Origin of the sequence: Nonomuraea spiralis (assembly GCF_014648435.1) — a bacterium.
Taxonomy (GTDB): Bacteria; Actinomycetota; Actinomycetes; order Streptosporangiales; family Streptosporangiaceae; genus Nonomuraea; species Nonomuraea spiralis.
In genome coordinates, this window is the sequence record NZ_BMRC01000006.1 from 174,575 (window position 1) to 196,034 (window position 21,460).

A 21,460-nucleotide genomic window follows, 5' to 3' on the forward strand; every position below is an offset into this window, starting at 1 on the left:
GTAAACTACTCGTGTTTCGCTGTCGAACCCAGAAATACAAGTAAATGCTCGCATTTGTCAACGAGGTGGCCCATGCCTGAACGCACGGTCCGCAGGCAGGCACGCGGCCTGAAGCGGATGGCCGAGATCCTCGACGCCGCGGAGTCGATGATCGCCGAGGTCGGCTACCCGGAGCTGACGACCAACCAGGTCGCGGCGCGGGCCGGGCTCTCCCCCGGCTCGCTGTACCAGTTCTTCCGGAACAAGGAGGAGATCCTCGACGGCCTGGTGGCCCGGTACACCGACGACCGGGAGGAGTTCTGGGCGGCCCGGCTGTCGGCGGTGACCCCGGATGTCCCGCTGGAGGTGCTGGTGGGCGCGTTCGTGGACGAGAGCGTGGCGTTCAAGGCCGAGTCGCCGGCGTACTGGTCGCTGCTGTACGGGTCGGCGACGGGCGACCGGCTCGCGGCGGCCTCGCAGCGCATGCACGCGGCGCTCGCGGAGCAGATCGCGGCGCTGCTGCGGCGGCGTTCGCCCGGCCTGCCGGAGGAGCGGGCACGGCTCAACGCGACGATGGCACTGGCCATGGTGAAGGCGGTGCTGCCCATGCTGGGCCCGGCCACGCCGGAGCACGGCGCGGAGCTCGTGGCCGAGCTGAAGCTCATGCTGGTGCGCTACCTGGCCTGACCCCGGGGGCTGCCCCCGGGATCAGGGCCGGAAGGGGCCGCTCACCTCGAACGTGTGCCCCTCGGTACGGCCGCGCCTGGCCGAGAAGTAGAGCCGGTCGCCCCTCGGCGAGAACGCCAGCCCCGTGAGCTCGACCCCGTCGTGCCCGCCGAGCCGCAGGAACGGCGTGACCGCCCGGTCGGGCGCGATGACGTCGATCTCCGTGGTCTCCCTGGCCACGTAGAGGTCGCCCGAGGGGGCGGCGGTGATCGCGCGCACGCCCTCGCACAGCCGCTCAAGCGTGGAGGTCTGGGCGTCGTAGGCCCACAGGCCGGTGTCGCCCTTGGTGGTGAAGTAGCAGACGCCGCCCGCGTAGTGGCAACCGTCGCCGCCGTCGAAGTGGCGGGCGTCCTCGACCTGGTGGCGGGCCGCGATGAGCAGCGCGGCCGGGGACGGCACCGGACGCCAGCCGCCCGACGCGCACAACACCTCCAGCGCGCCCTCCGTCAGGTCACCCCAGTCGCCGGGACGGAACCGGTAGAAGCAGCCGTCGGGCTCGTCCTCGGTCATGTAGACCACGCGCCGCTCGGGGTCGCAGGCGGCGGCCTCGTGCCGGAAGCGGCCCATGGCCAGGCGGGGGCGGGCGGCGCGGGCGCCGTAGGGGTCGCACTCGAAGACGCGGCCGCGGTCGCCGAGCTCGCACGACAGCCAGGTGTGCCACGGCGTGGCACCGCCCGCGCAGTTGAGGTCGGTGCCGGACAGGATGCGGTAGGCGTCGGCGACCGTGCCGTCGGGGCGGAAGCGCAGCGCGGAGGCGCCGCCGAGCAGCGGCAGCTCGGAGTTGGACACGTAGATCCAGCCGGCGCCGTCGGGGAAACAGGCGCCGCCGTCGGGCGCCGCGTGCCAGGTGAGCCCGGCCACCTTGTCACCGGAGCGGGCCACGACCCGGCCGGTGAAACCCGGCGGCAGCGCGAGCCCGTCGGCGGACGCCGGCGCGAGCGGCCCGTACGGGCTGATGCCGCCCTGCAAGAGCGGGCCCGTGCGGAGGAGAGTCTTGTGGGACATCGTGGGGCCTCCCTCTAGGTGCCACGCTAGTCGACCGCACCGACATGAATGGCAAGGACTCGCGACGTCAAACTCTGCGCAAACCCCTCGCTCCCAGAGCAGGATCGTCGACGCTTCCCGGACGATGCGTGACAGTCCGTACCCATTGCGCGGAAGATCGCCCATCTTTCTTCCCGGGAGCGGGCACACGAAGGCCCAGGCGCCGTGGTGGCGCCCGGGCCTTTCGTATGCCGTCGCGTCAAGCGCCGGCGCCCTCGCGTCAGCGCTGGGCCTGGAACATCCAGTGCTGCTTGTCGATGTCCTGGGTCACCGCGATGAGCAGGTCCTGGCTGACCGGGTCGGGCTCGTCGGTGGCCTGGATGCGCTCGTACATGCGCTTGCTGATGCCGTCGAGGATGTCGGTGATGGTCGCCACGACCTTGCCGTCCTCGAGCCAGCCGCGTTCGGGCTGCTGGAGTCGCGTGGACTTGGCGACGGTCGCCGAGCGCCCGTCGGGGTTCACTCCGAGCGCGACCGCCCGCTCGGCGATGGTGTCCATGTGGGTACGGGCCAGGTCCGTCAGCTCGTCGAGCTGAAGGTGGATCGGGCGGAAATGGGCGCCGACGAGGTTCCAGTGCGCCTGCTTGGCGATCAGCGAGAGATCGATCAGATCGACCAGGGCACCCTGGAGGGCTTCGGCGACGGTGTTCTTGGCATCACCCGAGAGCGGACCGGTGATCGTAGCCATGTCGTATTTCCTCCCCTTCACGTCATGCTTTTCCCCTTTTGTAACGCTATTCGGGGCCGGATTCTTCCGATCTTCACCTCATTGACAGTGCAACAGTGACAGTGTCATTGTGAAGGTATGAGCGACACCTGGACCATCGGCGAGCTGGCCGAGCGCGCGGCGCGGGCGCTGCGCGCCGGGGCTCAGCCGGTCAACGGCCGGGTCCGCGATGTGCCCGGAGAGCGCCTGATCAGGTGGTACACCACCATCGGCCTCGTGGACCCGCCCCTGACCCGACGCGGCAGGATCGCCCGGTACGGCCGGCGGCACCTGCTGCAACTGGTGGCCGTCAAGCGCATGCAGGCGGCCGGCCACTCGATCGCCCAGATCCAGACGGCGCTGGCCGGGGCGACGGACACGACGCTGGAGGCCGCCGCCGGCGTCGACGGCGCCCACGTCCCGCACCGGCCGGGCGAGGGTGACGCGCCCCGGGCGCGCTTCTGGGCCGAGCGGCCGGGCCGCCCCGCCCCCGCCGAAGAGCTGGGGAGTGAAGGGCCGCTGGGCGACGGCCGCGTGGAGGGCGGGCCGGCGGGCGATGGTGTGGTCGCGGGGGTCGTGCTCCAGGACGGGGTGCGGGTTCTGTGGGACGGGGGGCGGCCTCCGTCCGAGGAGGACGTCCAGGCGGTGCTGGCGGCGGCGGGACCGCTGCTCGCGGTGCTCGTAGAGAGGAGACTGCTGTGAAGATCACTTCGCTGGAGCCCGCACGGTGCCTGCCGGTGCCGGACTCCGGGTTCGGCGCGCTGCTGACCGAGCGCGGCAACCTGCCGCTGGAGAGCGTGGACGTCCACGCCGACATCTCGGGGCTCGTCGCGGGGGTCGAGGTCGAGCAGGGGTTCCGCAACCCGTTCGACGTCACGCTGGAGGCCACGTACGTCTTCCCGCTGCCCGAACGGGCGGCGGTGACGGGGTTCAGGATGGAGGCCGACGACCGGGTCGTCGAGGGGGTGCTGAAGGAGCGCGCCCAGGCCAGGGCCGACTACGACCAGGCGTTGCGCGAGGGCAGGCGGGCGGCGATCGCCGAGGAGGACCGGCCCGACGTGTTCACGATCAGGGTGGGCAACATCCTGCCCGGCGAACGGGTCTCGGTGAGGCTGACGATGAGCCAGCCGCTCCCCTACGAGGACGGCGCGGCGACGTTCCGGTTCCCGCTGGTGGTGGCCCCCCGGTACATCCCGGGCACCCCGCTCGACGGCGCCCCGGCCGGGCCGGGCGTCGCGCCGGACACCGACGCCGTGCCCGACGCCTCGCGGATCACGCCGCCGGTGCTGCTGCCGGGCTTCCCCAACCCTGTACGCCTCTCGCTCACGGCCCGCGTCGACGCCTCCGGCCTCGACCTGCGTGAGCTGGCCTCCAGCCTGCACGTGGTCGAGGAGGAGGGCCACACCGTACGCCTGCGTCCCGGCGAACGCCTCGACCGCGACTTCATCCTGCGCCTGTCGTTCGAGGCGTCCTCGTCGTTGCAGTTCGACGGGCGGGGCACGTTCGCGCTCACCGTCGTGCCCCCGGCGCTCCAGGCCGCCCGCACGCCGCGGGACGTGGTGCTGGTGCTCGACCGTTCGGGCAGCATGGGCGGCTGGAAGATGGTCGCGGCGCGGCGGGCGGCGGCGCGCATCGTCGACACGCTCACCGCGCACGACCGCTTCAACGTGCTGACCTTCGACTCGGTGGTCGAGGCGGCGTTCGAGGGGCTGGTGGAGGCCTCGGACCGCAACCGGTACCGCGCCGTCGAGCACCTCGCGCGGGTCGACGCGCGCGGCGGCACCGAACTGCTCGAACCGCTGCGCCGCGCCATCACGCTCCTCGGCGCGCCGGACGGCAGGGAGCGGGTGGTGGTGCTGGTCACCGACGGCCAGGTGGGCAACGAGGACCAGATCCTGGAGCAGACCGGCGGCGCGCTGTCGGCGATGCGGGTGCACACGGTCGGGATCGACAGGGCGGTGAACGCCGGGTTCCTCGGCAGGCTCGCCGGGCTGGGGGCGGGCCGGTGCGAGCTGGTCGAGTCCGAGGACCGGCTCGACGCGGCGATGGAGCAGATCCACCGCAGGATCGGCGCACCGCTGGTCACGGACCTGTCCCTGAAGGGGCTGGAGACCGAGCCGGACACGGTCACCCATCTCGGCTCGATCTTCCCCGGGGTGCCCCTCCGTGTGTACGGGCGGTGCCGCGAGGGCGCCGAGGCCGTCACCGTACGCGGGATGTCGGCCGAGGGGCCGTGGGAGGAGCGGGTGGCGGGCGTGACCGCGGACAGTCCCGCCGTACGGGCGGTGTGGGCCCGTGCCCACCTGCGCGAGCTGGAGGACCGGTACGCCATGGGCGAGCACGGTCTGGAGTCGCGGATCGTGCGTACCTCGCTGGAGAACGGCGTTCTGTGCAGGTTCACGGCGTACGTGGCGATCGACACCCGGCAGGTCGCGGAGGGCGGGCCGGAGCACCGGGTCATCCAGCCGGTCGAGCCGCCGAGCGGGTGGGAGCTGCCGCCGAGCCCGTCCATGACCGGGGGGTTCGTGGCGCAGGCGATGACGATGGGACGTCCGGCGAGCGCCCCGCGGATCGTGCCCCCGGCGCCCACGGCGTTCGACCAGGGCCTCGACCAGGGCTTCGGCGGGGCGGGCGGGCCGTCCGGGCCGGCTCCCGAGTCGGCCTTCCCGGCGCCGCCGTTCGTCCCGGGACCGGCCGGCGGCCCGCCGCCCGCGCCGGGTTCCGCCGGTCCGCCGGCCGCGCCCGGTCGCGGGTTCCGGCGGGGAGGCTCGCCGAAGTTCGCGCCTCCGGCGGCGCCGCGTCCGGCCGTCGGGCTGGAGACGGTCAGGCCGCAGCTGACGGTCGAGCTGGAACGGCTCAGGGCGATGCGCGTGCCCGACGCCCTTCACCTGGCGGACCTGGGCTCGCGGCTGGCGGCGCTGGCGGCGTACCTGGGCGGGAACGAGGCGCTGGCGGCGCTGGCCCGCGACCTGGAAGCGGCCGAACGCCCCGGCACCGACATCCGGTCCCTGCACGCCCATGCCGTCGAGGTCCTCACCACCCTCACCGGCACACCCGCCGACGGGCCGGTCGCGCCCGGCGATCCCACCCTCCCCACGCCGCCGGACGGCCCGATCGCCCCCGGCGACCCGATCCCGCGCGGCGGCCCGGAGGCCCCCGGCGATCCCACCCTGGGCGCTCCGGCCGGTGACCCCGCTCCCGAGAAGCGCCGCGGCCCCTTCTGGAAACGCACCTGACGGCCGTACGGCGTGGTGCGGCAGTGCGACGTGGATGACCGCGTCGCACTGCCGTCCACCCCTCGGCCACCTACGGGCGAATGGCGAATACACGGCCACCCGGCCGGTCAGGGCGCCCCTATCGCCTCCCTTTCCATCAAATGCTGAAATCTTGGATTCTTCACCGATTTCGACCGCATAATCGCCATGACAATGCGGGACACCGACGAATGAGCACATGTCCCGACGGTCTGCCTGGCGGCGGGTCGCCCAAGGCATGCGTCGCGAGGCGAAACCTGTGCTGGACGCGTCACACCCGCCCGTGAACATTTTGAATTCCTCGCCCGGCGATATCCTTGTCGCGATATTCATGCGCCCCACGGAAAAGGTGCGCCATTCCGCTGCGCCATCATCCCCCGCGGCCTCCTATTCTGGACGGGTGAGCACACTCGTCCTGGACGGCGGCCTGTCCACCCATCTGGAGTCGCTCGGCGCGGACCTTCGCGACGAGCTCTGGTCGGCGCGCCTGCTGCTGGAGCAGCCCGAGCTGATCAGGCGGGTGCACGCCGACTACTACGCCGCGGGCGCCGACGTGGCCACCACCGCGAGCTACCAGGCCACCGTCCCCGGCTTCCAGCGGCGCGGGCTCGACCGGGCCGAGGCCGAGCGGCTGATCAGCCTGTCGGTCGAGCTGGCCGGGCAGGCCCGCGACGAGGCGGGCCGCGGCCTGGTGGCGGCCTCGGTCGGCCCATATGGCGCCTATCTGGCCAACGGCGCCGAGTACACCGGCGACTACGACCTCGACGAGGACGGCCTGCTGGCCTGGCACCGCCCGCGCTGGGAGATCCTGGCCGCGGCCGGCGCCGACCTGCTGGCCTGCGAGACCATCCCGTCCTACGCCGAGGCGCGCGCGCTGGCCGGGCTGCTGGCGTCCACGCCGGAGGTCAAGGCGTGGGTGAGCTTCTCCTGCCGCGACGCCGAGCGGATCAGCGACGGCACCCCGATAGACCGGGCCGCCGCGTTGTTCTCCGGCAATCCGCAGGTGGTGGCGGTGGGCGTCAACTGCACGGCGCCGCGGCACATCCCCGGGCTGATCGGCCGCCTTTCCGGCGGCCTGCCTGTGGTGGTCTACCCGAACTCGGGCGAGACGTGGGACGCGGAGCGGCGGCGGTGGCTCGGGTTGTCCGACCCGGTGGAGTACGGCCTGGCCGCCAAGGAGTGGGAACGCGCCGGGGCGTCGCTGATCGGCGGCTGCTGCCGTACGACCCCCGACCACATCCGGCAGATCCGCGCCCACCTGACCTGACCCCGGCGCGAGCCACCCCCGCGCAAGGCCCTCACGCGGGCCTTGCGCAGGGGTGGCGGCCGGGACGGGTTCTAGGCGGTGGCCGTGGCCGTGGCCGTGTCGCGGCTCCGGTTGAGGACGCGGTCGAGGCACAGGGCGCCGCCGCCGGTGAATCCGACGGCCAGGCTCGCCGCCGCCAGCGCCAGCACGAACTCGTAGCCCCCCTCCCCCGCGCCGAACCCGTTGGAGGCGTGGACGAACACCATCGCTCCGATCATGTTGAGGGCCAGCAGCGTGCCCGCGATCGGCAGCGCCACGCCGAGGATCAGCGCGAGCCCGCCGACCACCTCCAGCACCGCCACGGCGGGCGCGGCCAGCCCCGCCAGCGGAATGCCCGCGGACTCGAAGAACTTGACGGTGCCCGCGATGCCCATGTCGGCGAACTTCTGGTAGCCGTGCACCAGGAAGATCGCCCCGATGGCGATCCTGGCGAGCAGCAGGGCGAAAGGACGCGCCCGGTCGATCATGGAATCCCCCCAGGGAGTTGTTCAGATTTGAACAACCACTCTACCGGTAGTTCAAAAGTGAACAACAAGTACACTTGGGACGTGACGGACACCCGCTGGCTTGACGAGACGGAGATGGCCGCCTGGCGCGCCTTCCTGACGGCCTCCCACCTCCTGGAACGGCGCATCGAGGAGCAGCTCAAGAGCGCCGCGGGGCTGACACACCCGCAGTACGAGATCCTGGCGCGCCTGTCGGAGGCCCCCGGCCGTCAGATGCGCATGACGGAGCTGGCCAGGGGCGTGGTGGTGTCGAAGAGCGCGCTGACGTACCAGATCACGCAGTTGGAGAAGGCGGGGCTGGTGGAGCGGGCCACCTGCCCGTCCGACGATCGCGGGGTGCTGGCCGTGCTCACCGAGGCTGGCACGCGCTGCCTGGAACGGATCGCGCCGGGGCACGTGGCGGTCGTGCGCGACTACCTGATCGACCGGCTCAGCCGGGCGGAGCTGGCCTCACTGACCAGCGCGATGACGAAGAGCGAGCAGGCCCTCAGGAGCTAGCCTTGGCCGCGGCCCGTGCGGCACGTTCCATCTCGACCCTGGCGCTGGCGGCGTACTTGTCGACGTACTCCTGACCGGACAGCTCCATCAGGGCGTACATGATCTCGTCGGTGACCGCGCGCAGGACCAGCCGGTCGTCCTCCATGCCGTAGTAGCGGGAGAAGTCGAGCGGCTTGCCGAACCGGACGCCAGGACGGATGCCGAACTTGGGGAAGATCCGGCCGGGCGGCATCATCTCGTACGTGTTGACCATGGCCCACGGGATGACCGGCACCCGCGACTCCAGCGCGAGCCGGGCCACGCCCGTCTTGCCCTTGTAGAGGCGGCCGTCGGGCGAACGGGTGCCCTCGGGGTAGATGCCGAGGATGTGGCCCTCGCGCAGGACGCGCAGGCCGGTGCGGAGCGCGGCCTCGCTGGCCTTGCCGCCGGAGCGGTCGATCGGCACGGTGCCGACGCCGCTGAAGAACAGCCGGGTGAAGAAGCCCTTGATGCCGGTGCCGGTGAAGTAGTCGGCCTTGCCGAGCGAGATCACCTTGCGGCGGATCTGCAGCGGCCCGAAGAAGTGGTCGGCGAAGGAGAGGTGGTTGCCGGCCAGGATCGCGGGCCCCTCCTTGGGCACGTTGTCCCCGCCTTCCGTCCAGGGACGGAAGATCGTCAGGAGGAACGGCGTCAAGATGGCCTTGACCACCCAGTAGAACACCCGGCCACCTCTTCCTCAGGACATCATGATGGAGCAGAGTCATCTTCCCATCCCTGGCGAGATGCAACTACACCAGCTCTCGCACAATCACCCCGGATCGTGCGACGATCGGGCAGTTCCGGGATGAAATTGCGTGGAGGAGCTGTTATGCCGCTCATGCCAGGCGCGGAGCCCTACCACCACCAAGCGGGTCAGGTCGGTGTGCTGCTGTGCCACGGGTTCACCGGCACGCCGCAGTCCCTGCGGCCGTGGGCCGAATATCTGGCCGGCCACGGGGTCAGCGTGTCGCTGCCCCGCCAGCCCGGCCACGGCACCACGTGGCAGGAGATGAACCGCACCCGCTGGGAGGACTGGTACGCCGAGGTCGAGAAGGCGTTCGCCGACCTCCAGGGCCGCTGCGCGGAGATGTTCGTGGCGGGCCTGTCGCTGGGCGGCTGCCTGGCCCTGCGGCTGGCCGAGGTGCACGGGGACGCGGTCAGAGGCGTGATGGTGGTCAATCCCTCCATCGCCAGTGACGTGCCGCTGATGAGGCTGGCTCCGCTGCTGAAGTGGTTCCTGCCGTCGGTGCCCGGCGTCGCCAACGACGTCAAGAAGCCCGGCGTGACCGAGCTGGCCTACGACCGTACGCCGGTCAAGGCGGCCGCGTCGCTGCCGGGGCTGTGGTCGCTGGTGCAGGCCGACCTGGCGAAGGTCACCCAGCCGCTGCTGGTCTTCCACAGCCGCGACGACCACGTGGTGAAACCGACGAGTGTGGCGATCATTCGCCAGAAGGTCCCGCAGGCCACGATCGAGGAGCTTACCGATAGCTACCATGTTGCGACGCTTGACAACGATGCCGACAGGATCTTTGCCGGTAGCCTCGACTTCATCCGGACACATGCCTCGGTACCCTTGCAGAGGGACTGATCGCACCCAGGGGGAAGTCGCGATCGCTGCGGAGAGGCCCATCTAGGTGACGCCCCAGAGTGACGAGGACGAGGTCTGGCGGCAGATCGTCGCGTCCTTCAACGACACAGCCGAGCGTGACTCGGCCGACCAGCCATGGCCGGACAGCGAGAACGTGCCCGCCGAGCCCACCCGCAGGGTGGTCAAACCCTCCGAGGAGGCCGAGCTCGACCAGGACGAGCCCGAGCGCGACCAGGACGACGAAGACGAGGACGAGGGGCACTTCGAGCCGCCTCCCCCGCCCCCGCTGCCCAAGCTCGACCTGCCGACCAAGCTCGCGTGGGTGGCCCTGTTCGGCGGGCCGGCCTATCTGCTGGTGGCGGCGATGGCGAGCTGGCAGATGGAGGGCTGGGCGCTGTTCACCGCGGTGGCGGCGTTCATCGGGGGGTTCGTGGCGCTGGTCGTGCGCATGGGCGACGGCCCGCCCAACGACTCGGGCTGGGACGACGGCGCCGTCCTGTAGAACGGCCCAGTAGAGCGGTCCTGTTGAACGGCGCCGTCCTGTAGGGCGGCGCGCTACAACTTGGCGGCGCGCTACGACTTGGCCGTGGTGGTCCTCGGCGCGAAGGACTCCACGACGTCGGTGTACCGGTCGGCCGTGTCGACCGCGTGGCCGACCGCCCAGAGCGTGCCCTTGCCGGCCAGGTAGGCCGCCGCCTGGAGGCGTACGCTGCTGCGGCCCTTCTCGGCGGCGCCGCGGATGATCTGGCAGGTGTCCTTCTCGCAGCGCATCACGAACGGCTGGGCCGCCTGCGCCGGGTCGTAGCCGGTCATCCAGTAGCGGCCCTTGCCGTCGCCGGTGACGCCGTAGAGGCGGGCGTCGGTGGCGGGGATCGTCAGCCGCTGCCAGCGCTTGCCGTTCCAGGTGAGGACGAGCGGCGAGATCTCGCCGGGGCCGTGGTAGACGCCGCCGACGGCCACCGCCCGCTTGGAGCTGTCGACCTGGATGTCGCGCAGGTAGCCGCCGGGGACGGCGGGCACGGACATCGACTTCCAGGTGCCCGACGTGTAGTGCATGATCAGCGGCGCGCCGCCGGTGTCGCCGACGGCGAAGCCGGAGGAGACCGCGTAGAGCGCGCCCTTCTCCTTGGTCTCCTGAACGGTCCAGGTGTTGCCCTGGCCGGTGAGGATGAGCCCGTTCTTCTCCCGGCTGCCGACCGCGACCACCCGGCCGGGCTTGGCGTCGATGCCGCCCAGCCAGTCGCCGGCGTGCAGCCCCTGGGGGCGGACCCGGTCGAAGCCGGTGACGTCGCCGTTGGCCAGGTAGGGCAGGCCGTCGTGGCCGTCGCCGACCGCCCACACGTCGGAGGCGCCGGCGGCGGCCAGGCCGCGCAGGTTGCCCGAGGCGGTGGCGTCGCGCACGCTCACCTCGCTCCAGGCGGAGCCGTTCCAGTGGCGGATCGTGCCGCGGTTCTTCCAGACGTCCCAGATCTCCTGCTGGCCGACGGCCCACACGTCTCCTGGCGAGACGGCGAGCACGTCGGAGAGCGAGCCGTCCGCGTCGAGGCGCGCGCTCGTCGACTTCTGCCACGCCTCTGCGGCGGGGCGGGGCTCGGCATGCGCGGCGGGCGTGACCTGCGGCAAGGCCACGGACGTCGCCAGAAGGATAGAGAGCGCACGCCGCTGAGAGCGACGGGTCATGAACAAATGCTACGGGTTGGCCCGCGCGACTCGCCCGTCAGAGTCCAACCTGCAACTCCGCGAGCACCGGCAGATGGTCGCTGGCCCCGGCCAGATCGGCGTTCCCGGCCACCACTCCCCCGCAGGACACGACGTGTGCCTCGCGCGCGGCGAAGACCGCGTCGATGCGTTCGGCGGGCCGCGCGGCGGGGAAGGTCAGGCCGTCGCCGGCGGGCGCGGCGGCGTGGCAGTCGGACAGCCGGGCGGCCAGGAAACGCCAGGCCGGCTGGTGCCGCCCCTCGTTGACGTCGGCGCCGACCACGATCGCGGCGCCGTGCGCGGCGGCCGTACGTTCCAGGTGGGACATGGCCTCGCCCGCGTGCCGCAGCCGGGCGGCGTGGTGGAGGTCGAGGTGGAGCGAGCCGACGGCCAGCCGCGCGCCGCCGATCTCGACGACGGCGACGGCGAGCACCCGGCGTTCCAGCCCGGGGAACGCCTTGAGCCGATGGAGCCGCGCTTCCAGCACGCGGGCGCGCGACCCGGCCAGCACGCACACGCCGCCCGCCCGGCCGGGGGTGATCACCCGCAGCCCGCCGGCCTCGGCCAGGGCCCGGCGCCTGGCCCGCCACCGGGCGAACCTGGGGGCCTCCTGGACGCAGACCAGGTCGGCCCGCATCGCGGCGACCACCCGGCGCAGCGCGGGCACGTCGTCCCGCATGCTCCGCACGTTGTACGAGGCGACCCTGACCAGCACGCGCTAACGCCGTCTGGCCAGGTCGGCGGCCCCCACGACACCCGCGGACGCGCCCAGCTCGGCCAGCCGGATCTCGGCGAGCGGCCGGTGGCCGTGGCCGGTGAGCTGCCTGGCGAACACCTCGCGGGCCTCGTCGAGGAACAGGTCGGCGGCCCGCGAGACGCCGCCGCCGACGATGAAGCAGCCGGGATCGAGCACGGCGGCCAGGTCGGCCATGCCCTGCCCGAGCCAGTCGGCCAGGCTGCGGAAGGCGGCCAGCGAGACCTTGTCGCCCAGCCGGGCGGCCTCGGTGACCTCCTCGCCCTCGATCCGGCCGCCGGCCAGGCCGAGCAGGATCTCGGCGCGTTCGGGCTGCCTGGCCGCGATCTCCCTGGCCTCCTTGACCAGGGCCTGGCCGCTGGCGTACTGCTCCCAGCAGCCGATGTTGCCGCAACCGCACACCCGGCCGTCGGGCACGACCTGCATGTGGCCGAGCTCGGCGCCCATGCCCCAGCGGCCGCGGTAGAGGGCGCCGTCGATGACGATGCCGCCGCCGATGCCGGTGCCGAGGGTCAGGCACACCACGTGGGACTGGCCGCGTCCGGCGCCGAACCTGGTCTCGCCCCAGGCCATGGCGTTGGCGTCGTTCTCGATCACGACGGGCAGGCCGACCAGGTCGCTGATCTTCTTCTGCAGCGGCTCCTCGCGCCAGGCGAGGTTGGGGGCGAAGCGCACGACCGAGCGGGTCTCGTCGACGAACCCGGCCGCGCCGACGCCGACCGCCTCGACGTCCCTGCCCCTGGACAGCTCACGGACGACGTCCGCCACCGTCTCGGCGACCACGTCGGGCTGGTCGGCCGCGGTCGGCCTCAGGGTGTGTTCGACGATCTCTCCGTTGTCGTCGACCACGCCCGCGGCGACCTTGGTACCGCCGATGTCGACACCGATCGTGAGCATGCCGCGTGTCTCCCTATCCCAGATCTATGTGTTCCACGTCGCCGCGATCGCGGTCGCGGGTGTCGCGCGGCCCGCGGGGGGCGGGCCTGCTCAGCGCGTCGAACGCCCCGCGTACCGCGGCGAACAGCTCGCCGCCCGCGGCCACCAGGTGCCCGGTCACGTCGGAGCCCGACTCACGCTGGGCCGCGATCGCCCGGCACACCGGACAGGCGCGGCAGATGTACTCGTCGTGGGGCTCGGACACCGCCTCGCTCCACACGTCCTTCTCCTTGCGGGCGCCGCCGCCCGTGAAGGAGTTGTAGACGGTCTTGCCGACCTGGCGCGTGGCGCGCCCCTGGATCGTCTCGAACAGCTTGCGCGCCTCGTCGGCGACGGTGCCGATCGGATCCCTGTCGTTGTTCTCGGTCATCTTGGCCCTCCCTGCGTATGGGTCGCTCATCCTGCTCAACTCATTCGGCGGCGGATTCGCTCCCCACACTGAACCGTATTCTCAGCACGCCGCCGCGGAGCGCGGCAGAGCCGATCTTCCTGCGGGCCAGCGCCGCGGGCAGCGCCAGGATCCTGCGGTACGGGCCGGCGGTGATGATGAGTTCGTCGCCCTTGCGGGCCAGGTCGATGTCGTCGCGGTCGGCGCCCGGCAGCGAGAGCGTCAGCTCGTCGGCGCTCAGCCGCAGCGGCGGCTCGACGGCCGGGGCCGCGAACGGGTCGGCCGCGCCGTAGAGGGCGGCGCCCACCTCGGCCAGCGCGTGCCGGCCGACCGGCTCGGCGGGCAGGTAGGGGATGGTGTGCACGGGCAGCGGCGCGAACGACTCCTCGGCCTCGGCCAGCAACCTCGACTGGGCCTCCACCCAGGTGGCCCGCCACTCGTCGGCGCCCTCGGCGGGGAAGACGCGGTTGGCGACGACCGCGTCGACGCGGTAGCCGTAGAGGTTGAGCGAGGTGAGGGTGCGCCTGGCCTCGGCGAGCACCACGGCCTCGGGGGTGAGCACGAGCCGCACGGACGCGCTGTCGCCGGTGAGCAGCTCGCGCACCTCCATCAGCCCGCGGTGGAAACGTTCGGCGGCGCTCATGACGTCCTCGCCCGGCGCGCTGACCCGGGCCACGCTGCGCACGAACGGCGAGATGACCTTGACCAGTTTGCGGCCGACCGGCATGAGCCTGGTGACGTGCCAGTCGAGCGCCTCGGGCAGCGCGAGCAGGCGCAGCGTCTCGGCCGTGGGGGCGCAGTCGATCACGATGACGTCCCAGCCGCCCTGGCGGGCGTGCTCGCGCAGCTCCAGCAGGGCGATGACCTCCTCCGCGCCGGGCAGCACGGTGATCTCCTCGGAGGTGATCTCGTCGAGGCCCAGCTCGCTCAGCACGCCCCTGGCGTAGTGCTGCAGCTCGCCCCAGTGGCGTTCCAGGGTCTTCTGCGTGTCGACCTGGTGGAGGTGGAGGCCCGGCGCGATCTCGCCCGGCTCGACGGCGAGCGCGTCGGCCAGCGAGTGGGCGGTGTCGGTGGAGACGATCAGCGTCTTGAGCCCGCGCTCGGCGGCCAGCGTGGCGGTCGCGGCGGCGGCGGTGGTCTTGCCCACGCCGCCCTTGCCGGTGAAGAGCAGGACCCGCGGGCTCACCGGGGACGGCCCTCGACGCGCTTCTTCAGTCCCTTCAGCGCGGTGTCCACGATCACCTTCTCGGCCTTGCGCTTGATCATGCCGATCATGGGCACCGTGAGGTCGACGGTGAGCTCGTACGTCACGTCGGTGCCTCTGCCCGTCTCGGCGAGCTGGTAACTTCCGCGCAGGTCGCCCACCATCCGGCCCGGCTCGACCACCTGCCAGCGCACGCCCTCGTCGCCCTCCCAGGTGTAGGCGAGGGTGTAGGTGTCGTTGATCACGCCCGCGTCGAGGACGAACCGCACCTGCTCGGCCCGGCCGTCGGCGCCCGTGGTGACGACCTCGGCGCTCTTGATCGAACCTGCCCATTCCGGATAGGCGGGGAAGTCGGCGATGACCGCCATGACCTCGGCGCGACCGGCGCCGATGGTGGTGCTCGAAGTGGTGCGATCAGCCATGCGACCACCGTAATGCAGAAACCGCCCGTTGCGGCGGAGCGCCGGTCACCGGCCGCCCCGCTCACCATTCCAGGACGAACGGCTCACCCCTGCCGCGGAAGTGGCCGACGTTCACGCACTCGGTACGGCCGACGCGGGCACGGCGGTGGAGGGGCTGGTGCACGTGGCCGAACAGGGCGTAACGCGGCTGGGTACGCCGGATCGCCGCCAGCGTCGCCTCGCTGCCGCGCTCGAACCGCCGGGCCACGACGTCGTAGAGCAACTCGGGCAGGGCGGGCGGGATGTGGCAGCACAGCACGTCGACCTCGCCGACCGCCTCGACCTTGGCGGCGTACTCCTCGTCGCCGATCTCGTACGGGGTGCGGTAGGGGGTCTTGAGCCCGCCGCCGACGAACCCGAAGCGCAGGCCGCCGATCTCCACCACCTGCCCGTCGAGCACCTGGTGGCCGGGCCTGAGGTAGTCGGGCCACAGGCGGGGCAGATCGACGTTGCCGTAGGTGAGGTAGGCGGGGGTGGGCATGGCGGCGAAGAGGGTGGCGTACTGGGCGCGGACGTTGCGTTCGACGTGCTCGCGGGGGTCGCCGTCGAGGGTGGCCCACAGGCGCGCCGACATGGCCCTGGCCTCCTCGAAGCGCTTGGCCGTGCGCAGGGCGATGAACTCGGCGGCCCGCTCCTCGCCGAACAGGTCGGCGAAGATGCCGTTGGCGTGGTCGTCGTAGTCGATGAAGAGGATCAGGTCGCCCAGGCAGATCAGCGCGTCGGCGCCGTCACCCGCCCTGGCCAGCGCGTCGGCCCTGCCGTGAACGTCACTCACCACGTGGACCCTCATGGGGAAATCCTAGGTGGGGCGGCTGCTAGCGTGATGAATGCCCTTCATAACGCTCCCATGACGAAGCTACCGGTGCGTAACTTAAGGCGGTAACGTCCAGGCCGTCCCCGAAGAGGAGTTGAAAGTTCGTGCGCGAGTACAGCGTCCCCGTCCTGGTCGATGTGCCTGCCTCAGCGAGCCTGCCCGACACGGTCTTCGACCGGGCCGAGCGGGAGCCCGGCACCGTGATCATGCGCCGCAAGACCGACGGCGGCTGGCCCGTCGTGACCGCGGGCGAGTTCCGCGACCAGGTGGTCGAGGTGGCCAGGGGGCTCATCGCGGCCGGGATCGAGCACGGCGACCGGGTCGCGCTGATGTCGCGCACGCGCTACGAGTGGACGCTGGTCGACTACGCCATCTGGTCCGTGGGCGGGGTCACCGTGCCCATCTACGAGACCTCCTCGGTGGAGCAGGTCCGCTGGATCCTGGCCGACAGCGAGGCCAAGGCGGCCTTCGTCGAGCTCGACGCGCACGAGGAGACCGTACGCGAGGCGGCGCCGGAGCTGAAGGCGATCTGGCGGGTCGAGGGGCGGCTGGAGGCCGACGGCGTGCCCGACTCGGCCGTGGAGGAGCGCAGGAAGAAGGTCGTCTCCGCCGACCTGGCCACCGTCGTCTACACCTCGGGCACCACCGGCCGTCCCAAGGGCTGCCGGATCACGCACGACAACCTGCTGTTCACCGCGCTCAACGTGCTGCGCGGGCCGCTGGACCGGCTGTTCAGCTCGAAGGACCCAGCGGCGCTGCTGTTCCTGCCGCTCGCGCACATCTTCGCGCGGATGATCCAGGTGGTGCTGGTCGAGTCGGGCGCGATCATGGCCCACACCCCGAACATGAAGAACGTCGCCCCGGATCTCCAGGACTTCAAGCCCACGTTCCTGCTGGGCGTGCCGCGGGTGTTCGAGAAGGTCTACAACGGCGCCGAGCAGAAGGCCCTCGCGGGCGGCAAGGGCAAGATCTTCGCCCGTGCCGCCGACGTGGCGGTGGCCTGGAGCAAGGCCGAGAGCTCGGGCGGCGCGCCGCTCGGGCTGCGGCTGCGCCACGCGCTGTTCGACCGGCTCGTCTACGGCAAGCTGCGCGCGGCCACCGGCGGCCGGCTGTCGGCCGCGGTCTCCGGCGGCTCGGCGCTCGGCGAGCGGCTCGGCCACTTCTTCAGGGGCGTCGGCATCGAGGTCTTCGAGGGTTACGGCCTGACCGAGACCTCCGCCCCGGTCTCGGTCAACATGCCGGGCGCCAACAAGATCGGCACGGTCGGCAAGCCGCTGCCCGGCGTCACGATCCGCATCGGCGACGACGGCGAGATCCTGGCCAAGGGCCGTAACGTCTTCCAGGGCTACTGGAAGAACGACGCGGCCACCGCCGAGGCGGTCGACGCCGACGGCTGGTACCACACCGGCGACGTGGGCGAGCTCGACGCCGACGGCTACCTGCGCATCACCGGCCGCAAGAAGGAGATCCTGGTGACGGCCGCGGGCAAGAACGTGGCCCCCGGCCCGCTGGAGGACGCGCTGCGCGCCCACCCGCTGATCTCCCAGGCCATGATCGTCGGCGAGGGGCGCCCGTTCGTCGGCGCGCTGATCACGCTCGACCCCGAGGCGAGCCCCGCCGGACAGAGCGCGGCCGAGCTGCGTACCGATCCGGCGGTCCTGGCGCAGATCCAGCAGGCGGTCGACCGGGCCAACGGCACGGTGTCGAAGGCCGAGCAGATCAAGAAGTTCACGATCCTCGACGGCGACCTCACCGAGGAGAGCGGCCACCTGACGCCGACGCTCAAGGTCAAGCGCAACCTGGTGATGCGCGACTACGCCAAGGAGATCGAAGAGCTCTACGGCCACTGACCCGCCGGGTGGCGGCTCGGCCGGTCCGCCGTGCTCACGGTGGGGGGCCGAGCCTGGCGCGCAGGCTCCTGACGCCCGCGTGCAGGACGGGAGGCACGGTGATGAGGGTGACCACCGCGTCGGCCGGGCTGTTCCGCGCGGCCGCCAGCACCACCCAGGCCAGCAGCAGCGTCAGCGGGGTCCACGTACGCAGCTCCGACCGCAGGATCCAGCACAGGACCCTGCGCCCGGTGGCCCGGAGCTGCGCGATCGGCAGCGGGGCGGGTGTGGCGCCGGAGGGTGGGCGGCGCAGGGTCAGTGACAGCGCGGGCAGGGCGCGTACCAGCCCGAACGCGAAGCGGGCGCGGGCCCGGCGGTCCCGCAGCACGTCGAGCTCGCCCAGCCATTCGTCCAGGTGAGTGTCCCTGTGGGCCCTGGGCAGGAGCAGCGAGCCGAGGGCGAGCACGCGACAGGCCGTGTCCCCGGGCAGGTTGCGGCGGGCGATCGATTCGAGCTCGGCCGCGACGGCCCGCAGGCCGAGCCGCGCGGCGACCGGGGCGACGACGGCGAGGGTCTGCCGGCTCTTCAGCTCCCGCCTCGCCTGGTCGAGGGGCTGGAGGGTACGCATGTTGTGCAGCCGGTCGAACACCTTCAGCGCGAGGACGCGGTCGTCGGCCACGTCGAGAACCGCCTGCTCGGGCCCGCGTTCCAGCGCGGTCATGCCCTCCACCAGGGCCGTCACCTCGTCACCGAACTCCGCGCGGATCAGCCCGGCCTCGCATCCGGTGTCCTCGATCACGTCGTGCAGCAGGGCGGCGCAGACGACGTCGCAGTCGAGGCCGGCGTCGAGGGCGATCTCCGCCACGGCGACCGGGTGGGTGATGTACGGATCGCCGCTCTTGCGTACCTGACCGGCGTGGCGGCGGGCGGCGAACTCGTGGGCGCGCCGGATCCTGTCACGCTCGCCGGAGGTGAATCTGGCCGTGAGCCCGGCGCGGAGCCAGGGCGGCGGGGTGGGCGGGCCGGTCATGTCGTCGCCGTCCGGAGGCTGGGGACCGTACGCGAGCGCTCGGCCTCGTCGAGGGCGGCGCGGGCGCGTACGGCGCCTTCCTCGGTCAGTACGTAGTAGTGGCGGGCGCGGCGTCCTTCGGGCAGGTGCTCGGCCGGGGACTCCACACGGCGTTCGAGCCAGCCGAACTCGCGCTCCAGCCGGGCCAGGATCGGGTAGACGGTGCCGGAGTGCTGGCGTGTGAGCTCGCACAGTTCCAGCCCGTAGCGGCGTTCGGCCGGGTCGGCCAGCAGCACGCGCAGCACCAGCATCGTCGGCAGGGTCATCCGGGGGCGGTCCGCCATGTGTCGAACTCTAGACATCAGGCACAGAGCGTGACATCACCCCTCAAGGTGACACTCGTCTGCCCCGGCCCCGGATGTCAGGCGGCGGCTCCGGCCAGGGTGCCGGCGCGTTCGGTGGCGGTCAGGATCGCGGACAGGGCCTGGCGGGTGGCGGTGAGCTCGGCGAGCTGCTCGTCCAGGCCGGTGAGCCGGCCGCGGAGCCGGTCGAGCGTGCACGCGTCCAGCACCTCGCCGGAGCCGGAGGCGCACGGGAGCACGTCCTTGATCACTCTGGTCGGCAGGCCGGCGGCGAGCAGCGTACGGATGCGCCGGACCACGACGGGCGCGTCCAGGTCGTAGCGCCGGTGGCCGCCCTCGGCCCGGTACGAGGTCAGCAGCCCCTGCTCCTCGTAGTAGCGCAGCAGCCGGGGGCTGACCCCGGTCTCCGCGGAGAGCGTGCCGATCTTCACGTGATGCTCCTCACACCCGCTTGCATCTCACATCTATGTGAGCTTCTAGCGTGACGTCCATGAGAGAAATTCCTCGCGAAACTGTACAGACGTTCACTATTGGCGGAGACCTGGAGGTACGCCGCATCGGCTACGGGGCCATGCGGCTGGCCGACGCCCCCGACCCGGCGCGTTCGGCTCTGGAGGCGCCCATCTGGCGGGCCCCGGCGGACCGGGCGGGGGCCGTGGCCCTGTTGCGCAGGGCTGTCGAGGTGGGCGTGAACCTCTTCGACACCGCCGACTCCTACGCGCTCGGCGCCGGCGAGGAGCTGATCGCCGAGGCGCTGCACCCGTACGGGGACGGGGTGGCGGTGGCCACCAAGATCGGCGTGCTGCGGCCCTCGCCCGCCGAGTGGGTGCCGCTCGGCCACCCAGCCTACCTGCGCCAGCAGGCCGAGCTGAGCCTGCGGCGGCTGCGGGTGGAGCGCATCGACCTGCTGCAGCTCCACCGCCTCGACCCCGCCTACCCGCTCGCCGACCAGATCGGCGCGCTCAAGCAGCTCAGGGACGAGGGTAAGGTCCGGCACATCGGCCTGTCGGAGGTGAGCGCCGAGGAACTGCGCCAGGCGGCGGAGATCACGCCGATCGCGGCCGTGCAGAACCTGTACAACCTGGCCGCCCGGCAGCACGAGGACGTCGTGGAGCACGCCACCACGCACGGCATCGCGTTCCTGCCGTTCTTCCCGATCGCGGCGGGCTCCCACGCCGGGCCCGGCACGCCGCTGGCGGCGGTGGCGGCCGAGATCGGCGTCACCCCGGCCCAGGCGTCGCTCGCCTGGCTGCTGCGACGCTCCCCCACCGTGATCCCGATCCCGGGCACGTCCTCGATCGGGCACCTGGAGGAGAACGTGGCCGCCCTGTCGGTCAAGCTCTCCGACGAGCAGTACGACCGGCTCTCGGCGGCGGCCGCGTGAGGCCGGGTGTACCGCCGACGCCGACGGCGCGGCCCGTCATCTGGTGACGGGCCGCGTGTCCGCCAGGACGAGCCGGCCCGCACGCTCCGACAGCGCGTCCCTGGCCGGCCCCGGCAGGCCGGTGTCGGAGATGACCACGTCGGCCTCGCCGAGTTCGGCGATCGTGCTGATGCCCACCGTGCCCCACTTGGTGTGGTCGGCCAGGACCACCAGCCGGGAGGCCGCCTCGACCAGGGCCCGGTCGGTCTCGGCCTCCATCATGTTCGGGGTGGTGAAGCCCGCCCGGACGGTCATGCCGTGCACGCCCAGGAAGAGCAGGTCCACGTTGAGCTGCCGGATCGCGGCCACGGCGACCGGGCCGACGAGCGCGTCCGAGGGGGTGCGTACGCCGCCGGTGAGCACGACCGTCTGGTCGGGCCGGCCGGTGTGCTGGAAGACGTCGGCGATCCGGACGGAGTTCGTCACGATGGTCAGGCCGACGACCGAGCCCAGGTGGTGGGCGAGCGTCCAGGTGGTGGTGCCGGCCGACAGGGCCACGGCCGTCCCCGGGCGTACCAGTGTGGCCGCGTGGCCGGCGATGGCCCGCTTCTCCTCCTCCTGCTGGACGGACTTCGCGGCGAAGCCGGGCTCGTTCGTGGAGCCGATGGTGGTGGCGCCGCCGTGCACCTTGGCCAGCAGGCCCCGGTCGGCCAGCGTCTCCAGGTCGCGCCGGATCGTGATGTCGGAGACGCCGAACGTGCGCACCAGGTCCACGACCCGGACGCCGCCGTTCTGCCGGACGAGGTCCAGAATCGCCTGCTGACGCTGTGGGGCGAGCATCGCATCACCAGATCCCAACAGGTTCCGACACCATCCCGTTCGCATCATGACATGGCACCGACCCGGTGAATGCGTCGAAACCGTCATGAAAACGTGCGTTGACAGTCGTAGATGTTCGTCTTTCGATGAATGGGTGTGAGCGAACTCGGGGGAATCTGAAGGGTCCGGCAAGGAGGA

The 21,460-nt window shown here is 72.0% G+C and carries 24 protein-coding genes; 9 read left to right on the forward strand and 15 right to left on the reverse strand.

Annotation, left to right across the window (positions count from 1 at the left end; translation table 11 throughout):
* The first annotated feature begins 72 nt into the window (after positions 1-72).
* Positions 73-666 (forward strand): TetR/AcrR family transcriptional regulator, encoded by a 594-nt coding sequence (locus tag IEZ27_RS16510; RefSeq protein ID WP_229824039.1) that lies wholly within the window; start codon positions 73-75, stop codon positions 664-666.
* 21 nt (positions 667-687) lie between these two features.
* On the opposite strand, the gene IEZ27_RS16515 is transcribed toward IEZ27_RS16510, so the two are convergent.
* Together IEZ27_RS16515 and IEZ27_RS16520 are read right to left on the reverse strand one after the other, a co-directional pair.
* Positions 688-1,710, reverse strand: a complete 1,023-nt coding sequence (locus tag IEZ27_RS16515) for an alkaline phosphatase PhoX (RefSeq protein WP_189648017.1) — start codon at positions 1,708-1,710, stop codon at positions 688-690.
* 259 nt (positions 1,711-1,969) lie between these two features.
* Positions 1,970-2,437, reverse strand: coding sequence for a Dps family protein (locus IEZ27_RS16520; protein WP_125630696.1), 468 nt, complete (start codon positions 2,435-2,437; stop codon positions 1,970-1,972).
* 117 nt (positions 2,438-2,554) lie between these two features.
* Here IEZ27_RS16520 and IEZ27_RS16525 point away from each other — a divergent pair, with 117 nt between their 5' ends.
* From IEZ27_RS16525 to mmuM, 3 genes are all read left to right on the forward strand, one after another.
* On the forward strand, positions 2,555-3,157 hold the full coding sequence (locus IEZ27_RS16525; protein WP_189648018.1) for a helix-turn-helix domain-containing protein: 603 nt from the start codon (positions 2,555-2,557) through the stop codon (positions 3,155-3,157).
* The gene (locus IEZ27_RS16530) at positions 3,154-5,691 is read left to right on the forward strand and encodes a VIT domain-containing protein (RefSeq protein ID WP_189648019.1); all 2,538 of its coding nucleotides are present in this window, start codon (positions 3,154-3,156) and stop codon (positions 5,689-5,691) included. The genes IEZ27_RS16525 and IEZ27_RS16530 overlap by 4 nt, the downstream gene beginning before the upstream one ends.
* 418 nt (positions 5,692-6,109) lie before the next feature.
* Entirely contained in the window at positions 6,110-6,976 is an 867-nt protein-coding gene (gene mmuM, locus IEZ27_RS16535) for a homocysteine S-methyltransferase (RefSeq protein ID WP_229824040.1), read from the forward strand.
* Positions 6,977-7,047: 71 nt separating this feature from the next.
* On the opposite strand, the gene IEZ27_RS16540 is transcribed toward mmuM, so the two are convergent.
* Positions 7,048-7,482, reverse strand: a complete 435-nt coding sequence (locus tag IEZ27_RS16540; RefSeq protein WP_189648021.1) for a DoxX family protein — start codon at positions 7,480-7,482, stop codon at positions 7,048-7,050.
* 81 nt (positions 7,483-7,563) lie between these two features.
* Between IEZ27_RS16540 and IEZ27_RS16545 the strand changes: the two genes are divergently transcribed.
* Positions 7,564-8,019, forward strand: coding sequence for a MarR family winged helix-turn-helix transcriptional regulator (locus IEZ27_RS16545; RefSeq protein WP_189648022.1), 456 nt, complete (start codon positions 7,564-7,566; stop codon positions 8,017-8,019).
* On the opposite strand, the gene IEZ27_RS16550 is transcribed toward IEZ27_RS16545, so the two are convergent.
* The gene (locus tag IEZ27_RS16550) at positions 8,009-8,719 is read right to left on the reverse strand and encodes a lysophospholipid acyltransferase family protein (protein ID WP_189648023.1); all 711 of its coding nucleotides are present in this window, start codon (positions 8,717-8,719) and stop codon (positions 8,009-8,011) included. The genes IEZ27_RS16545 and IEZ27_RS16550 overlap by 11 nt on opposite strands.
* Positions 8,720-8,866: 147 nt before the next feature.
* Here IEZ27_RS16550 and IEZ27_RS16555 point away from each other — a divergent pair, with 147 nt between their 5' ends.
* Both IEZ27_RS16555 and IEZ27_RS16560 read left to right on the forward strand, forming a co-directional pair.
* Positions 8,867-9,625 carry an alpha/beta hydrolase gene (locus tag IEZ27_RS16555; protein WP_125630710.1) on the forward strand — a complete coding sequence of 253 codons (759 nt, stop codon included), beginning with the start codon at positions 8,867-8,869 and terminating at the stop codon, positions 9,623-9,625.
* 46 nt (positions 9,626-9,671) lie between these two features.
* Positions 9,672-10,127 carry a hypothetical protein gene (locus IEZ27_RS16560; protein WP_185844448.1) on the forward strand — a complete coding sequence of 152 codons (456 nt, stop codon included), beginning with the start codon at positions 9,672-9,674 and terminating at the stop codon, positions 10,125-10,127.
* A gap of 71 nt (positions 10,128-10,198) precedes the next feature.
* Here IEZ27_RS16560 and IEZ27_RS16565 read toward each other — a convergent pair whose 3' ends face one another.
* From IEZ27_RS16565 to IEZ27_RS16595, 7 genes are all read right to left on the reverse strand, one after another.
* On the reverse strand, positions 10,199-11,254 hold the full coding sequence (locus IEZ27_RS16565; protein ID WP_229824041.1) for a hypothetical protein: 1,056 nt from the start codon (positions 11,252-11,254) through the stop codon (positions 10,199-10,201).
* Between the two features lie 88 nt (positions 11,255-11,342).
* Positions 11,343-12,002 carry an endonuclease/exonuclease/phosphatase family protein gene (locus tag IEZ27_RS16570; RefSeq protein WP_229824042.1) on the reverse strand — a complete coding sequence of 220 codons (660 nt, stop codon included), beginning with the start codon at positions 12,000-12,002 and terminating at the stop codon, positions 11,343-11,345.
* Between the two features lie 39 nt (positions 12,003-12,041).
* Positions 12,042-12,974: an ROK family glucokinase gene (locus tag IEZ27_RS16575; protein WP_189648025.1), complete on the reverse strand. Its 933-nt coding sequence runs from the start codon at positions 12,972-12,974 to the stop codon at positions 12,042-12,044.
* A gap of 13 nt (positions 12,975-12,987) precedes the next feature.
* Positions 12,988-13,383: a DUF5304 family protein gene (locus IEZ27_RS16580; protein WP_189648026.1), complete on the reverse strand. Its 396-nt coding sequence runs from the start codon at positions 13,381-13,383 to the stop codon at positions 12,988-12,990.
* A gap of 40 nt (positions 13,384-13,423) precedes the next feature.
* Positions 13,424-14,587, reverse strand: a complete 1,164-nt coding sequence (locus tag IEZ27_RS16585; protein WP_189648027.1) for an ArsA family ATPase — start codon at positions 14,585-14,587, stop codon at positions 13,424-13,426.
* A complete protein-coding gene (locus IEZ27_RS16590; protein WP_125630724.1) occupies positions 14,584-15,027 on the reverse strand; it encodes an SRPBCC family protein in 444 nt (147 codons plus the stop codon). The genes IEZ27_RS16585 and IEZ27_RS16590 overlap by 4 nt, the downstream gene beginning before the upstream one ends.
* A 61-nt stretch (positions 15,028-15,088) precedes the next feature.
* The gene (locus IEZ27_RS16595; protein WP_189648028.1) at positions 15,089-15,856 is read right to left on the reverse strand and encodes a metallophosphoesterase family protein; all 768 of its coding nucleotides are present in this window, start codon (positions 15,854-15,856) and stop codon (positions 15,089-15,091) included.
* A gap of 128 nt (positions 15,857-15,984) precedes the next feature.
* Here IEZ27_RS16595 and IEZ27_RS16600 point away from each other — a divergent pair, with 128 nt between their 5' ends.
* Positions 15,985-17,730: an AMP-dependent synthetase/ligase gene (locus IEZ27_RS16600; RefSeq protein ID WP_189648029.1), complete on the forward strand. Its 1,746-nt coding sequence runs from the start codon at positions 15,985-15,987 to the stop codon at positions 17,728-17,730.
* 34 nt (positions 17,731-17,764) lie between these two features.
* Here IEZ27_RS16600 and IEZ27_RS16605 read toward each other — a convergent pair whose 3' ends face one another.
* The 3 genes from IEZ27_RS16605 to IEZ27_RS16615 all read right to left on the reverse strand — a co-directional run bounded on the left by IEZ27_RS16605 (position 17,765) and on the right by IEZ27_RS16615 (position 19,511).
* Positions 17,765-18,739: an HD domain-containing protein gene (locus tag IEZ27_RS16605; RefSeq protein WP_189648030.1), complete on the reverse strand. Its 975-nt coding sequence runs from the start codon at positions 18,737-18,739 to the stop codon at positions 17,765-17,767.
* Positions 18,736-19,062, reverse strand: coding sequence for a PadR family transcriptional regulator (locus IEZ27_RS16610; protein WP_229824043.1), 327 nt, complete (start codon positions 19,060-19,062; stop codon positions 18,736-18,738). The genes IEZ27_RS16605 and IEZ27_RS16610 overlap by 4 nt, the downstream gene beginning before the upstream one ends.
* A gap of 77 nt (positions 19,063-19,139) precedes the next feature.
* Complete coding sequence (locus tag IEZ27_RS16615; protein ID WP_189648031.1) at positions 19,140-19,511, reverse strand: MerR family transcriptional regulator; 372 nt, start codon at positions 19,509-19,511, stop codon at positions 19,140-19,142.
* Positions 19,512-19,570: 59 nt separating this feature from the next.
* Between IEZ27_RS16615 and IEZ27_RS16620 the strand changes: the two genes are divergently transcribed.
* Positions 19,571-20,464: an aldo/keto reductase gene (locus IEZ27_RS16620; RefSeq protein ID WP_189648032.1), complete on the forward strand. Its 894-nt coding sequence runs from the start codon at positions 19,571-19,573 to the stop codon at positions 20,462-20,464.
* Positions 20,465-20,500: 36 nt separating this feature from the next.
* Here IEZ27_RS16620 and IEZ27_RS16625 read toward each other — a convergent pair whose 3' ends face one another.
* Positions 20,501-21,283, reverse strand: coding sequence for a DeoR/GlpR family DNA-binding transcription regulator (locus IEZ27_RS16625; RefSeq protein WP_189648033.1), 783 nt, complete (start codon positions 21,281-21,283; stop codon positions 20,501-20,503).
* Between the last annotated feature and the right edge of the window lie 177 nt (positions 21,284-21,460).